Raw genomic sequence first — 13,677 nt, 5'->3', positions numbered from 1 at the left:
GGCACCCCAATCTCGACGCCGCACCCGAAGCCACAAGAAGCCCCGACAACTACGACACCAGCGCACAGCCGCGCTGAATTGTCGGCGCCCTGTCATACAGTCGGGTCTGCGGTCACCAAGACCGCGGGCCCGGCTCAAGGCCCGGTTCGTCTGGCCCAGACCAGGCGAGCACACCGAAGGTGCTCCGCACCGAGCCCCATCCATCTCCACGCAACTTCCTTGCTGGCCCTCGCTCTTGGCGGCCGGTGAATCTGGGATCACCGCGCCCGCGGAAACGAGAGCTCGAGATGCCGAAGAACCACGCACGCAAGAACCGGCTCGCCGCGCTGAAGAACGAGCTGGGCGTCAAGCACGCCGACGCGATCGCGCTCCTGGACCACCCCGTCGCCGTCGACCGGTACTTGTTGTGTGAGTACCTGGCGACAGTCGAGGCGTCAACACGTACAAGGACGCGGTGGCGCACCTCGAGGCCGAACGTAACGACCCGGCCAACCAGCTCCTGTGCGAGGAATGCGGCTGGACGGTCGGCATGATCTGCCCGGAATGCCCCGGATGCGGCTGCTACAACCACGTATGCACCGGGTGGCGACACCTGGAGTTCGCACTCGGCGACGAAGATCCCGCTGCCGAGTACGAGGAAGTCTGCGAGGAGTGCGGCGGCAACCCGGGCACCCCTTACGGCTGCGAGTGCGCGGAAGAGTGCGCGGAAGTACAGCCGGCATGACTGCGAACCTGCGGCCGGACTCCCGACCGGATCCTGCTCCGCTGCTCGCGCGAGGGCTCGCGGTGTTCCCGCTCCCGCCCGGCCAGAAGGCCGCGACGAAAGGCTGGCAGCACACCATCGTCACCGGTGACCAGGCCGTCGACGGACACCTTCCAGGTTGGCCGGCCGGGGCGAACGTCGGGATCGCCTGCCGCGCCTCAGGGATCGTCGGCATCGACCTGGACCGGCACACCGCCAGTCAGCAGACAGGAGCGAACGCCGGCGCCGACGGCGTCGCGCAGTTCGCCTCGGTGTGTGAACGGTGGGGCCAGGCCAGGCCGGTCACACTCGAGGTCCGTACGCCGCACGACGGGCGCCACCTGCTGTTCCGCGTACCGCCCGGGCTGATGGTGGCATCGGTGTCCGGCGGTACGTCGCGGCTCGGACCGGGCATCGACATCCGCGGCACCGGCCGCACCCTCGGCGGCTACCTCGCCGGTCCCGGGTCGGTCGTCGACGGCCGCGAATACGTGATCGACGTCGACGTCCCGATCGCCCGACTTCCCGGCTGGATCGCTGCACTGATCGGCCACCGCAACCAACCCACCCGCCACCACGACGTGCCTGTAGAAGGCCACCGGTGAGCGGATCCACAGACGGATCCACCGGCCGGCCCGCCCTCTCGGTCCTGTACCTGGCGCAGGACGCCGTGTACACCTGGCAGCAGCACGCGTCGGGCGGTTGCAGGTGCGTCTGCAGGCTCTACCACGACGACCCCGGCGTTTGTCTGGAACCAGCCGAACCCGGCTACCTACTGCGCGTCGTCGCGCCGGCGAACCCAGTGGTCCCGGCCGACATCTCCGAGCTCCTGCAGATCTGCGCGGCCTGCTACGCCGCGATCGCCCCACTGGCGAGTACGCCACCGGCCACCGGCTAGAGCCGATCCAGGAGCTCGTCGTCGCGCCGTACCGGGTCCTGACAGCGCGCCGCCGGCCTGGTGACGATCGCCAGCAACCCTCGTAACCGCCGTACCAGATCCGCGGCATACGGATCCGTGGTCCCTGTACGGGCCGGCCGGTACCGGCAGCGTCGTTGCATCAGATCACTTCCTCCCCTGGGAGGTATCGCGATGCCCTCGGCAACTGTTACATCGGGCTCGTCACGATGTAACGCCTTGACGATCTGGAGGAAGAATGAGCGACACGCTGCAGCAGTGGGGCAGCCTGATCGGCGTTGCCGTCGGTGCGGTATTGACCGCGGTGACAGCCCTGCTGAACGACCGTCGGCTCTCGAAGAGGACCGACCGCAAGCAATGGCATCAGCAGAGGCTGGCCGCGTACACGACCGCGTGGACCCGGCTCAGCGACGTCGCCTTGGCGATGCAGGAGATCGTCGCGAAGTACGGCAAGCCGCGGCGGCTGGCTCCCTTGGCGCCGCTCCGTGTGCTGCAGCAAGCGGTCCCGATCCAGAGCGCGCTCCGGGAGGCCGGTGAGGCGCTGACCGTGATCCGGTTCATCGGTGGCAAGGAGGTCGTCGACGCGGCTGACCTCTGTGCCGACGTGATCGTCGAACTGGGCGCCGCCATCGGCGCCGGTGACACGACGCCTGACCAACTCGAGGATCTCGTGCAGAAGATGAACAAGCGACGCCACCACCTGGTCGACGTCGCTCGCATCGAACTCGACGTTGACCCGCGCCCCTCCCGCCGGCGTCGTGGCACGGGTCAACTGGGAAGTTCTGCCGAGCGCATCGCGTTGCTGGACTCCCCGCCGCGCGGCCCGGGTGGGCCGACTCCAGAGACGCGGTGAGCTCGGCAGCAAGCCGAACCGAGCCGGGCGAAGATCGGTCAGGCCGTTCTGGCTTTGCGGAAGCCGAGGACCCCGCAACTGGTCGCCCAGACCGGGCCGATCAGTACGGCGGCGGCCGCGTGGCCGGTCAGGGCCAGTACGACGATCGCCGCGAAGGCGATCACGGTCACCGCCAAGACGAGCAACACGACCTGGAGGTGCTTGGTCGGGGGTGCGCTGGTCGTGGAGGTGTCTACGCTCATGGGAGAACTCCTGTCTCGTGTGCTTCGGGATCTGGTTGTTCAGCGGGGTAGCCCGTCCGACCGGGCTGCCCCGCCCTTTCGTAGAAGGCCTGTTCAGCAGAGCTGGACCGTACGACGAACCCGCGACACCTGCTCGCGACCTCAGCCCGAACGGGCTCGATCACCCGCCTTCCACTTCCTCAATCGTGCGGGCCCGGAGGAGTGGTTGACCCACAAAGTCGACGTGGTGTCACGCGATGTCTCCGCGGGACAAGCGGTTGACACAGCCATAACGAAGGCTGTTCTTGGTAGTTTTGATGGGACAAAGAGTGTCAAGGAGAGGTGAACTGCGGATGCCGAAGGTGCTGAGGATGCCGACCGAGAGCGTGCTACGTCGCGGCGCCCACCGCGACTTCGTGGACGAGCTGTTCTGGTACTACCGGAGCGCGGGACGCCCGACGCTGCGCGTGGTCGCGGAATGGATCGCCGGCAACGAGCAACTCGCAGGCACAGCAAGCCCCGAGACTGTCCGCCGGGTTCTGGTGGGCAAAGTTCAACCGAGCTGGCCTACCGCGGAAGCCATCCTGCATGCGCTGTGCGCACTGGCCGACCTCAACGTCGACGCCGATCGGTGGCCCGACGACAACTTCCACAACGAGCGCACCGTGACGCGGAAGAGCCACCTTCAGGCCCTCTGGAACCTCATGCTCGACGAAGAACCCGCTGCCGCGGTACCGATGCGCGACCCCTGGGCAGCGGCCGAGGAACCGCCCTTCTGAAAGGAGGGCATCCACACAGTGGTCCACGTCCGGGAGTTGGATCAGATGATGCGCTCCTGCTCACGGGCCGGCGCCCTGCAGTGAGGTTTCCAGCCGACGCCTGACGCCCGGCTGCTGGGTCTGGTCAGGCCTCACTGGAGCCAGGCTTCGAATCCCTGGCGCCATTCGTCGAGAGGCAAGAGCTGAATCTGTCCCTCGCGGTTCACGACGTTCAGCTCCGGCGTACCGAACACGTTGGCGATCTGGTCTGCCAGCCGCCCAGCAACTGCGAGCAGCGGCCCGGCCGGTGCGGCAAGGTCGTCAAGGTCAGCGACGGTGACCGCCGTCGGCGTGGGACCTGTGATGGCGAGGTTGGCGAGGTCGGTGTCGCCGACGGCCCGGGTTCCGGACAGGACCATCGGCACCTTTCGGGGTGGTTGGCCTGGAGACAAGGCGAGAACGGCTGGATTGAGCGTGGCGGTGACGGTCGTCGGCCCGGTAGTGCCGACTCGGTTCTGCGCGTGCAGGCCGAGCTGGTGCAGGCCGAGCGCGATCCCGAAGAACAGTTGCTCCTGGGGGATGACAGTGAAGATCTGGCCGGTGCCGCCGCTGGGCATGGCGTAGGTGATGGCGAGGGCATGGACGCCGGCGCCGTCGGTGTGCAACTCCGCCAGTGCACGTTTCGCGGGCTTGCCTACCTCGGTCCTGGCATCGTCGGCGTGCAGTTTGCCGAAGCCGACGCGACAGTGGCCGAAGTGCAGCGAGTCGCGTCGTGGGCCGAATGGCCACGGCTGGCGGCCGCGCCACTCGCGTTCAAATTCCTGGAACACCTCGTTGGTGATGGTGACGTCGCCAGCGACGTCGGGCACAGCAGCGACCACGATCCACGGCGACTCAGGATCGAGTTGCTGGGTTGCTTCCGCGGTCGCATCGGCCAGGCGCAGGGTCCGTTCGCCACGGCTGCGGAACCGATCGCGGTAGGCCGCTGCGATCTCCGCCTCGGACAAGTAGAGCGTGGAGGCGCCGTTGCGTCGCGGGTACCGGAAACCGGCGCCGGCCGATACCGCGTGCGGGGTGTTCCCGTCCGCGGCAACGACGACCAGGAAGTAGCCGGTGACGGAGCCGGGCGCGTTCGGGGCCGCGATGATGTCGAATCGGGGTAGGGGGAAGACGTTGGCGGCGATCGCTTGCCGCATCCGACGTTCCTCGGCGTCGCTCACCGGTACGCCGGGGTGTGATCTGGCGCGGCCTTGGCCGTCGTTCTCCTCATCGATCCCGAAGACGATCACTCCGCCGGCCGTGTTGGCGAGCGCGGCGACCACTGTCGCGAGCTTGGTGCCGTCAGTCAGGAGTTCGCGTTTGAATTCCAGATCGAGGGCCTCCTGGACGCTGTCGTCGACGAGGGCCTCAACATGCTCCGCACCGACTGCGTCAAGGGGTACCCCGAAGACCTGCTCGAGCCGGCGTGACCTGAGAACCGACACGCTTCGTCCTTTCCTGCCCAGCACTGATTCGTCGGACTGGCTACGGATGAGGAACCTCCTGGCCGTGTCCCCCACACACCCATCGCTCGCCGGCGCGGCTCCATCCGCGGCTGCCGAGCCACAGTACGACGGCCTCGGCGGTTCGTGCCGGGTCGGCCGCGAGTTCGCCGCCGAGCATCACCGTCGAGCTGCACAGATCGCACATGATGATGCGCGCCTGGTGGGGTTGGCATCGTTCGCAGTGCCAGCGCTCGACGACCGCCGTACCGGGATAGTCAGGGTCGGGGAGGAGCCAGACGGTTTCGAGGCCTTCGCGGTGCAGTTGCAGCTCGTGCTTGCTCGATGGCCGGTGGCCGCAGGTTGGGCACGCGGCCGCACGTGGTGGTTTCGGCATCGGCAACGGCTTCTCCGCCGTACCGCCCGACTCCGCGGCGCCCTGGAGCTCGGGCAGAACCGGTCCAGCCGGTACGGCGGGGGAGCGGAGCTCGGGGACGTATTTATAGATCGTGGCGCGGCTGACGCCGAGCAGCCGGGCGATCGACGACACGGTGTTGTCCGGGTTGCCGAGCAGGTCCTTGGCGTGCTGAACCTGCTCCGGGGACATCGCCGGTGGCCGGCCGAGGCGAGTGCCGCGGGCCTTCGCGGCGTCGAGACCTTCGCGAGTGCCCTGGACGATCATCTCGCGGATGAACTCGCCGAGCGCGGCGAAGACGTGGAAGATCATCCGCCCGCCGGGCGTGGTCGTGTCGAGGGCCTCGTGCAACGACTTGAACCCGATCTCGCGCTGGCGCAGCCCGCTGACGATCTGGATCAGGTCCTGGAAGTTGCGGCCGAGCCGCCACAGCTCGGTCACGACGACGACGTCGTCGGGCCGCGCGAACCCCAGGCAGTCCTGCAGCTCCGGACGGTCGACGTTCTTGCCGCTGAGCTTCTCCTGCCAGATCCGGTCGCAGCCGGCCGCGGTGAGGGCGTCGAGCTGGCGGTGCAGGTTCTGTTCCCGGGTGGACACCCGGGCATACCCGAGCTGCATGCCGCCGCCGATGACGCCGAGCGGGTCCGGATCGAGCGACAGGGCGGGCCGGCGGTCGAGCTCGGTGGTCGTCATGCCCCGACTGTATGAAAAACGGTGTGCTCGGAGTTGTTGGACACTCCGAGTTTGCAACACGTTTTTCGACACCTGGAGCGTGGCGTGTCGAGGTCCGGCCGGCTTGAAGGGGTGGGGTGTTGAGAATCGATCATTTCTCTACACGGCCATTGGATGCCGAAGGCGCAGTAGGAGTTGCGGCGGCGGGTGAAGCCTCTCGACGTGCTCATGATCGCGGCCGGGCTGGGTTTCGAGGGCGGTCTGCTGGGGTTGGATCCTGGAAGGCTGAGCCGACGCGACCAACCGTTCGGTGTACGACGTCGTCGGACGGCAAGGTGGTGAGTGGTGCACGGCTGATTCGTCGAGTAGCGCTTAGGCGGGTGAGGCTCATGCCGCTGTGGCGGCACGGGCCATTGGTGGCTGGGTCTAGCTGTTGCGGGCAACCATCAGCCAGCTGACTTGGATGTCGGGCGAACGCGTCGGTGCGATGGAGACGCTCACCTTGCCGTCGGGGCCGACCTGGATGCCGCCGTACGATGCCGCGACTCCGGTACTAGTGAACAGGCGCTGCTGATCCACCACCGAGCCGTTCACCGTTACCTGCGCCGCGCGATTTGCCCAGGGCCATGGGTCGTAGTAGCCCGCGTGGACTGTGTAGGTGCCGGGCTCGAGGCCGCCGAAGGTGTAGATGAGCGGTTCGTGGTTCTTCGCCCACCGCAGCGTGGTGTAGAGATCGCCGGCCGCGGTGCCTTCCGTCCCGCTCGCACCTGTGTAGCCCCATGTCGCTCCGGTGCCGGGGTCGGTTCCCAACGGTTGTTCCGGCGCCGAGTTGAGCAGTGGCATTTCGGTCGCCGCGACCTGGATGAGGCGGGTCCAGTCGGGCGTCGCGGTCCCGCCGGCGTTCACGGCGTACCGCAAACCGTGCGGCACGACCGCGACCGAGCGGGTGAATGTCCGGCCGTCTGCCAGTGTGCCACGCAGTGTCGCCGGCCCTGGGTGCGCGATGCTCGCGGCGTCCCAGGTGACCGCGGCTTGTGTGGTTCCCTGTGCGGTCGTCACCGTGACGGTGGCCGGAAGCGTGCTCGTGTCGTTGAGCCACACGTGGTTCGGGATGGTGCTCGTCACGGTCCAGCGTTTGTACGGCGTCAGGTCCTTCAGGGTCCATTCGGTGTCCGGGCCGATGGCGAGCGCGCCGCCTTCCCCGAACTTCATCGGCATCCAGATATACGGCGCGTTCGCGAGATCGTCCGGGGTCCAGCGGTCGCCCATGAAGATGAACTTGTTCTGCTTCTGGTCGACCGCGATCACGTTGGTGCTCTGCGAGTGGTAGGTGGTCGCGGCGCCGTCACCGGTAATTGGGACTCCGCGATCGGTGAACTGGTCGAGGATGTTCTGCGAGGTCGCGTAGTGCGCGGGGTTCGGATCCCAGCCGGTGGCTCCCGACGTCACCAGGTAGTAGGTGCCTTCCGACTTGAACATCGCCGGCGCTTCGCGCTGGTTGCACGCCAGCGTGCGAACAAAGTCCTTGCCCTGGACGGCGTTGTCGGGCGACGCGGACAGGTACGTGTAGGACTTGTTCAGCTTGGAGATGTACATCGTGCGGTTCTCCTCGGAGGAGTAGATGATGTACGCCGTACCGTCGTCGTCCACGAACAGGTTCATGTCGCGCGCCATCCCTCCTGCCGGGTCGAACGCCGGATCGGTCCCGCACCACGGGACGGAGTCGCTCGGCACGTGGTCCAGGCGGTAGGAGTCGATCCAGCGGAACGGGCCCTTGGGGGAGTCGGCGATCGCCACGCCGGCTTCGGCGCGGGCGTAGTTCGAGGTGCTGGTCGGTGATGACGGGCCGTCGGAGTGGACCCACATGACCCATTTGCGGGTGGCTTTGTTGTAGATGACCTTGGGGCGTTCGAGGATCGATGACGTCGCCCATCCGTCGGTGCGGACGTTGTTGGTCGACAGGTCGCGCCAGACGATGTCCTTCTGTTCGGGGGTGTACTTCTTGTAGAGCTTGGCGAAGTACTTGTCGTTCTTGAACTGGTCGACCGAGCTCATCGCCCGTAACGCGAGGCCTTCGTCCTTCCAGTTGTAGAGGTCGTACGACGAGTACAGGTGTACGCCTGGGCTGTTGTAGTACCCGTTGCTGCGGTCCTCTCCGTACCAGTAGTAGATGCGTCTACCGCGTTGGTCCTTGGCCGGTACAACCTGTCCGCCGTGGGCCTGGACCGCCTTGCCGCTCGTATCCAGCCAAGGCTGTCCGGGTCGGAAGGAGTTGTACCTGCTGTTCGCTGGTGGCGGCGATGAGTCCGCCGGTGCAGCCAGCAGACTGAGGCCGAGGGTGCCGAGCGCAACGCCCGCCACGAGATGGCTCCAGCCCTTGCGAGATTTGGGTCTCATTGCATCGTCCTTTCAGGTTCAGCGAGCCTTGATCCCTGGCCCGGACACCGAGCTGCAGGAACTCCGTTACAGGTCGGTGTGGCCAAGCCAGGGGCCGGGGGCGAAGGTGACGGTCGGGGTTTCGAGGGTTTCCAGCTCGAGTACCACGAGTTCGTTGGAGCCATTGACGAGGACGGGCGCGGGGACATATAGCGTGTGCTGGGGGCCGCGGCGCCAGTACCGGCCGAGGGAGAAGCCGTTGATCCAGGCGAAGCCCTTGCCCCAGGCATCGGTTCGCAGGAACAGGTCGGACTGCCCGTCGGTCTCGAAGGTCGCGCGCCACGCGTGCGGCCCGATGTCGAGGGCGGACGGAGTCGGACGGGCCGAATTCCACGCGGAGGGTAGCCTGTCGAGGTCGATTGCGCAGGCTGACCATCCGGTGAGCTCGTCCGGCCCCAGAAGGATCGGGCCGATCAAGCCTTTGGGTTCACCGATGCGCGGGCCGTAGTTCACGCGTCCCTGGTCCTCGACCACGAGCTCGAGTCGTCCTTGGCTGTGCGGGAGCATGATCGTCCGCTCGTGACGTTCGCGCTCGAGGATGCCTACCGGTGCACCGTTCAGAAACACCTGGACGCGGTCGCGCACCTCGCCGAAGGTCAGCACCGACGGACCGCCCTGACGCAGCTCGACGCGAAAGATCGCCAGCCGGGCGTCCAGGGCATCAAGGGTCGGCAACTGGTGATACTCCGACCAGGTTCCGCCCGGATTCGTGAGGAGCGGGATGGGATCGGCAAGCGCCGCGCTGAGCGCTGGGACAGGTGGGGCCGGTGACGGCAAGGTTTCCGGCACGGGTGCGTACCGCGAGATCACCGCGCGGAAGGCGTGGTACTTCTCTGTCGGATTGCCGGCCTCGTCGAGCGGTGCGTCGTAGTCGTACGACGTCACCGTCGCGCGGTACACGCCCTTGTCGTTGGCGCCGCTGGTTAGTCCGAAGTTCGTTCCCCCATGGAACATGTAGATGTTGACTGAGGCTCCGGCTGCGAGCAGTGCGTCGAGTTCCGCGGCGGCGTCGGCGGCGCTGGTGGCGTGGTGTCGTCCACCCCAGTAGTCGAACCAGCCGTCCCAGAACTCCATGCACATCAGCGGTCCGGTCGGCTGGTGCCGACGGAGTGTCTCGAGCCGCGTCGTGACACGGGATCCGAACGATCCGGTATGCAGAACGCCGTCCAGTCCGCCGGCTTCGAGCATCGCGTCGGTCGGTTGATCGACGGTGACGAGGGGAACTGTCGTGCCCTCGGTCCGGATGACGTCGGCCAGGGCCTTCAAGTAGGTCTGGTCATTCCCGAACGCGCCGTACTCGTTCTCGACCTGGACGAGCAGCACCGGCCCGCCCTGGTCGATCTGTAGCGGCCAGACGATCTCCAGTACATCCCGCAGGTACTGCGTGACTGCGGCCATGAATTTCGGCTCGTACCGACGTACGCCGATGCCCTCGTCACGGAGGAGCCATGCGGGCAGGCCCCCGTTGTCCAGCTCAGCGCAGATATAAGGCCCCGGTCGGACGATCGCATACAGCCCGGCCGCGGCGATCTCGTCAAGGAATCGGCCCAGGTCGAGCATTCCGGAGGTGTCGAAGACACCGGGACTCGGACTGTGCAGGTTCCAGGGGACGTAGGTCTCGATGGTGTTGAGCCCCATCAGCCGCGCCTTCTCGATCCGGTCCGACCAGTGGTCCGGGTGTACCCGGAAGTAGTGCAGCGCACCGGAAATGATCTGGAAGGGACGGCCGTCCAGGAGGAAGTCGGCTTCACCGATCGCAAAGTCAGGCATGGGATCTCGTCTCTGGGCAGAGGGTGCTGCAGGCGGAAAATGGAGTAGGTGGCAGTGGCCGGTCGGGACCCAGCCACTGCCACCTGGTCGGAACCGGTCAGCTGTTGACCTTGAAGCCTTGCTGGCTGCCGTAGGTAACCAGGGCCTCCTGCCACGCCGTGAGACCGGCGTTCAGGTCGGACTTCGACTGGTACGCCTTGCCGACGGTGTCGCCGTAGATGCTGTTCGCGTACAGCTCGTACGGCAGGTAGGTCCAGCCCTTCACGACGTTGCCGGCCGCGCCCGTGAGGACCTGGTTGATCTTCTGGCCGCCGAAGTATGTGCTCGCCTTGTCAACGAATGCCGGGTCTTTGAGGTCGGCCGTGGTCGCCGGGAAGCCGCCGCTGGCGAGGAACGGCTTGACCCCCTCATCGTGGTTCAGCCAGCGCACGAAGGCCGCGGCGAGTGCCGGGTTCTTGCTCTGCTTGAGCACGGACTCGGTGCTGCCGCCGTTCTCCGCGGTGGCCGGTTGCCCGTCGTACGTCGGCAGGGGAGCGACCGCCCACTTGCCGGCGCCGGCCTTGACCGAGGACTCCATCACGCCGGGCATCCACGCGCCGGTCGCCAGAGTCGCAATGGTGCCGTCGCCGAGGGCCTTGAACCACTCGTCGGTCCAACCTGGAATACTCGACACCAGGCCGCCCTCGACGAGCTGATTCCAGGTGGCGGTCCACTTCTTCGAGCCGTCGTCCTGCAGGTTGATGCTGACGTTCTTGCCGTCGGTCTTGAACGGCTGTCCGCCGGCCTGCCAGATCATGCTGGTGGTGAAGCCGGCGTCACCGGAGTCGTTGGTGATCCAGGCCTTCGGGTTGGCGGCGTGCAGCTTCTTGGCGGCCGCGACGTACTCGTCCCAGGTCTTCGGTACAGCGATGCCGTACTTGGCGAAGACCTCCTTGTTGTAGAACAGCGCCATCGGCCCGGAGTCCTGCGGCAGTCCGTACAGTCCGCCGCCTGCGTGCACCGATGCCCAGGTGGAGGCCGTGTATGCCGATTCGTACTGCGAGAAGCCGTACTGGTTCAGGTCCACGAGGGAGCCCGGCAGTGCGAACTGGGGGAGTGCCTGGTACTCGACCTGCGCGACGTCCGGTGCGCCCGAGCCGGCCTTGATCGCGTTCTGCAGCTTGGTGTAGTGGTCGTTGCCGGTCCCGGCGTTGACGTAGTTCACCTTCACGTTCGGGTACTGCTTCATGAACGCGGCGACCTGGGCCTGCGCCGACGGCGTCCAGCTCCAGTACGTGAGCTCGCCGCCGGCTTTGAGCGCAGCGTCGACCGCGTCGGCCGAGCCGGTGGACGTGCCACCGCTCGCGTTGTCGTTGGACGACCCGCCGCCGCACGCCGCGACGACCGCGAGTGCCATCAGGGCGGCTCCGGCAACCACCAACTGTCGGAGGCCGTGAAGGTGTGACTTCATGCTCTTTCCTTTCACTTCACACTGCCGGCGCTCAGGCCCGATTGCCAGAAGCGCTGGAGAAGGAGGAAGGCGATCACCAACGGGACGATCGTCAGCAACGATCCGGTGATCACCAGGTTGTAGATGGGGCGGGCGCCCACTCCGGTCGCCTGGTTGCTCCACTGGGTGAGCCCGACGGTGAGCGGGTACAGGTTCGGCTTGCTGAGCATGATCAGTGGCAGGAAGTAGTTGTTCCAGGTCGAGACCATCGCGAACAGCAAGGTGGTGACGATGCCGGGGCTGAGCAGCCGCAGCGCCACCGTGAAGAAGGTCCGGACCTCGCCGGCGCCGTCGATCCGGGCTGCTTCCAGCAGTTCCGGCGGGACCGCTTCGGTCGAGTAGACCCACATCAGGTACAGGCCGAAGGGGCTGACCAGGGACGGGATGATGATCGCCCAGACTGTGTTGGTCAGCCCGAGGTTGGAGAACATCAGGAAGGTTGGCACGGCGAGCGCGGTCCCGGGGACTGCGACCGCTCCGAGCAGGACGGCGAACACGGCGCGCCGTCCGGCGAACTTGTACTTCGCCAGCCCGTAGCCGGCTGCGGTCGCGAGCAGCGTCGCACCACCGGCGCCGACGACCACGTATAGAACAGTGTTGCCGAGCCATCGCAGGAAGATGCCGTCGTTGTAGGTCAGCGTGTCTTGGATGTTGCTGAAGAACGCGAAGCTCTTACCGAACCACAGTCCGGGCGTCGACAGGAGGTCGTCCTGCGTCTTCGTCGCGCTGAGCACCAGCCACACCAGTGGGACGAGGGTGTAGATCAGGTAGAGCACCATCACGCCGGTCAGCAGCGACGACCGCTTCGGCCGCAACGGTGACGTCCCGCTCCTCTTGGCGATGCGAGTCGCGGTGCCGCGGGGCCTGTCCACAGTTGTCGTCACAATGCCTCCCGGGATCCGCGGAGTTGGACGACGTAGGCGATGATCGCGGTGATGACGCCCATCACGATCGCGATCGTGGCGGAGTAGTTGAACTGCTGCCCGGCGAAGGACAGGTTGTAGGCGTACATGTTGGGCGTGTAGTACGTCGTGATCACGTTCGGTGCGAGCGTGCGCAGGATGTTCGGCTCGTTGAACAGCTGGAAGCTGCCGATGATTGAGAAGATCGTCGCGATCACGATCGCGCCGCGCAGCGCCGGAAGTTTGACCGCCCGGATCGTCCGGAACGTCCCGGCACCATCGATCGCGGCAGCTTCGTACAGCTCGCCCGGCACCGTGCGCAGGGCCGAGTAGAAGATCAGCATGTTGTAGCCGACGAACTCCCAGGTGACGATGTTGGCGATCGACGGCAGGATCCAGCTGCTGCTGAGCGGCTTGATCGCGGTCGTGCCGAGCAGGTGGTTGAGGTTCGCGGCGAGACCGAAGTTGTCGCCGTAGATGTAGCCCCACATCAGAACGGCGACCACGCCCGGGACGGCGTACGGCAGGAAGATCACGATCCGGAAGAAGCCGGCTGCGTGCAGCCGTGCACTGTCGATCGCGAGCGCGGCCAGCAGCGCCAGCCCGAGCATGATCGGCACCTGGACCACGAGGAACACCGCCACACGCCCGAACGCCTCCCAGAACTTCGGGTCCTGCAGCGCCTCGGTGTAGTTGTCCAGCCCCACGAACACGCTGCCACCGAAGAAGGCCTGGTTGCGATACAGGCTCAGATAAATCGCGTACCCGATCGGGGCCAGGAACGTCAGCGCGAACACGGCCAGGAACGGGCCGACGAACAGCCAGCCCTTGCCGTCCCACGCCGCGCCCCGTCCTCTCCGGCCTCGGTCCCGATGAGGCCGGGGCAACCCATGCGCCGCTGGTGCTGTCACTAGGCCCGCACTCTCCGCTTGGGCCACCGACTCCGCCATCTCCGATGACCTCCTATCACCTGTTTACGTAAACATTAATGGCGTGACGGTAGCTCGTTTGCCTGGCCATGT

14 protein-coding genes are annotated in these 13,677 nt (G+C 66.4%); 5 read left to right on the top strand and 9 right to left on the bottom strand.

The genetic code is table 11. The features are described from left to right. Positions 1-454: 454 nt before the first annotated feature. The 3 genes from ACGFI6_RS40300 to ACGFI6_RS40290 are packed head-to-tail and all read left to right on the top strand — an operon-like array spanning position 455 to position 1,640. Positions 455-724 carry a hypothetical protein gene (locus ACGFI6_RS40300; RefSeq protein WP_393127986.1) on the top strand — a complete coding sequence of 90 codons (270 nt, stop codon included), beginning with the start codon at positions 455-457 and terminating at the stop codon, positions 722-724. Beyond that, positions 721-1,347: a bifunctional DNA primase/polymerase gene (locus ACGFI6_RS40295; protein ID WP_393127985.1), complete on the top strand. Its 627-nt coding sequence runs from the start codon at positions 721-723 to the stop codon at positions 1,345-1,347. Before ACGFI6_RS40300 ends, ACGFI6_RS40295 begins: the two co-directional genes overlap by 4 nt. Next, positions 1,344-1,640 (top strand): DUF6372 family protein, encoded by a 297-nt coding sequence (locus tag ACGFI6_RS40290; protein ID WP_393127984.1) that lies wholly within the window; start codon positions 1,344-1,346, stop codon positions 1,638-1,640. Before ACGFI6_RS40295 ends, ACGFI6_RS40290 begins: the two co-directional genes overlap by 4 nt. On the opposite strand, the gene ACGFI6_RS40285 is transcribed toward ACGFI6_RS40290, so the two are convergent. Next, positions 1,637-1,801 (bottom strand): hypothetical protein, encoded by a 165-nt coding sequence (locus ACGFI6_RS40285; RefSeq protein ID WP_393127983.1) that lies wholly within the window; start codon positions 1,799-1,801, stop codon positions 1,637-1,639. The two genes, ACGFI6_RS40290 and ACGFI6_RS40285, sit on opposite strands and share 4 nt — an antisense overlap. 95 nt (positions 1,802-1,896) lie before the next feature. Between ACGFI6_RS40285 and ACGFI6_RS40280 the strand changes: the two genes are divergently transcribed. Beyond that, on the top strand, positions 1,897-2,511 hold the full coding sequence (locus ACGFI6_RS40280; RefSeq protein WP_393127982.1) for a hypothetical protein: 615 nt from the start codon (positions 1,897-1,899) through the stop codon (positions 2,509-2,511). A gap of 38 nt (positions 2,512-2,549) precedes the next feature. Here ACGFI6_RS40280 and ACGFI6_RS40275 read toward each other — a convergent pair whose 3' ends face one another. After that, complete coding sequence (locus ACGFI6_RS40275) at positions 2,550-2,753, bottom strand: hypothetical protein (RefSeq protein ID WP_393127981.1); 204 nt, start codon at positions 2,751-2,753, stop codon at positions 2,550-2,552. A 350-nt stretch (positions 2,754-3,103) separates the two neighbouring features. On the opposite strand from ACGFI6_RS40275, the gene ACGFI6_RS40270 reads away from it, so the two are divergent. Beyond that, positions 3,104-3,511, top strand: a complete 408-nt coding sequence (locus tag ACGFI6_RS40270) for a hypothetical protein (protein WP_393127980.1) — start codon at positions 3,104-3,106, stop codon at positions 3,509-3,511. Positions 3,512-3,642: 131 nt separating this feature from the next. On the opposite strand, the gene ACGFI6_RS40265 is transcribed toward ACGFI6_RS40270, so the two are convergent. The 7 genes from ACGFI6_RS40265 to ACGFI6_RS40235 form a co-directional block, all read right to left on the bottom strand. Continuing rightward, positions 3,643-4,974, bottom strand: a complete 1,332-nt coding sequence (locus ACGFI6_RS40265) for a helix-turn-helix domain-containing protein (RefSeq protein WP_393127979.1) — start codon at positions 4,972-4,974, stop codon at positions 3,643-3,645. A 40-nt stretch (positions 4,975-5,014) separates the two neighbouring features. After that, positions 5,015-6,079 carry a recombinase family protein gene (locus ACGFI6_RS40260; RefSeq protein ID WP_393127978.1) on the bottom strand — a complete coding sequence of 355 codons (1,065 nt, stop codon included), beginning with the start codon at positions 6,077-6,079 and terminating at the stop codon, positions 5,015-5,017. 405 nt (positions 6,080-6,484) lie between these two features. Further along, a complete protein-coding gene (locus ACGFI6_RS40255) occupies positions 6,485-8,455 on the bottom strand; it encodes a family 43 glycosylhydrolase (RefSeq protein ID WP_393127977.1) in 1,971 nt (656 codons plus the stop codon). 66 nt (positions 8,456-8,521) lie between these two features. After that, positions 8,522-10,264, bottom strand: a complete 1,743-nt coding sequence (locus ACGFI6_RS40250; protein WP_393127976.1) for a glycoside hydrolase family 35 protein — start codon at positions 10,262-10,264, stop codon at positions 8,522-8,524. 97 nt (positions 10,265-10,361) lie between these two features. After that, positions 10,362-11,714 carry an ABC transporter substrate-binding protein gene (locus tag ACGFI6_RS40245; RefSeq protein ID WP_393127975.1) on the bottom strand — a complete coding sequence of 451 codons (1,353 nt, stop codon included), beginning with the start codon at positions 11,712-11,714 and terminating at the stop codon, positions 10,362-10,364. A gap of 11 nt (positions 11,715-11,725) precedes the next feature. Continuing rightward, the gene (locus ACGFI6_RS40240) at positions 11,726-12,637 is read right to left on the bottom strand and encodes a carbohydrate ABC transporter permease (RefSeq protein ID WP_393127974.1); all 912 of its coding nucleotides are present in this window, start codon (positions 12,635-12,637) and stop codon (positions 11,726-11,728) included. Further along, complete coding sequence (locus ACGFI6_RS40235) at positions 12,634-13,542, bottom strand: carbohydrate ABC transporter permease (protein ID WP_393127973.1); 909 nt, start codon at positions 13,540-13,542, stop codon at positions 12,634-12,636. The genes ACGFI6_RS40240 and ACGFI6_RS40235 overlap by 4 nt, the downstream gene beginning before the upstream one ends. Positions 13,543-13,677: the final 135 nt, after the last annotated feature.

Origin of the sequence: Kribbella sp. NPDC048928, assembly GCF_043197975.1 — a bacterium.
Classification (GTDB): domain Bacteria; phylum Actinomycetota; class Actinomycetes; order Propionibacteriales; family Kribbellaceae; genus Kribbella.
Note: the sequence above shows the minus strand (reverse complement) of the source record. Positions and strands in the feature narration are given on the sequence as shown.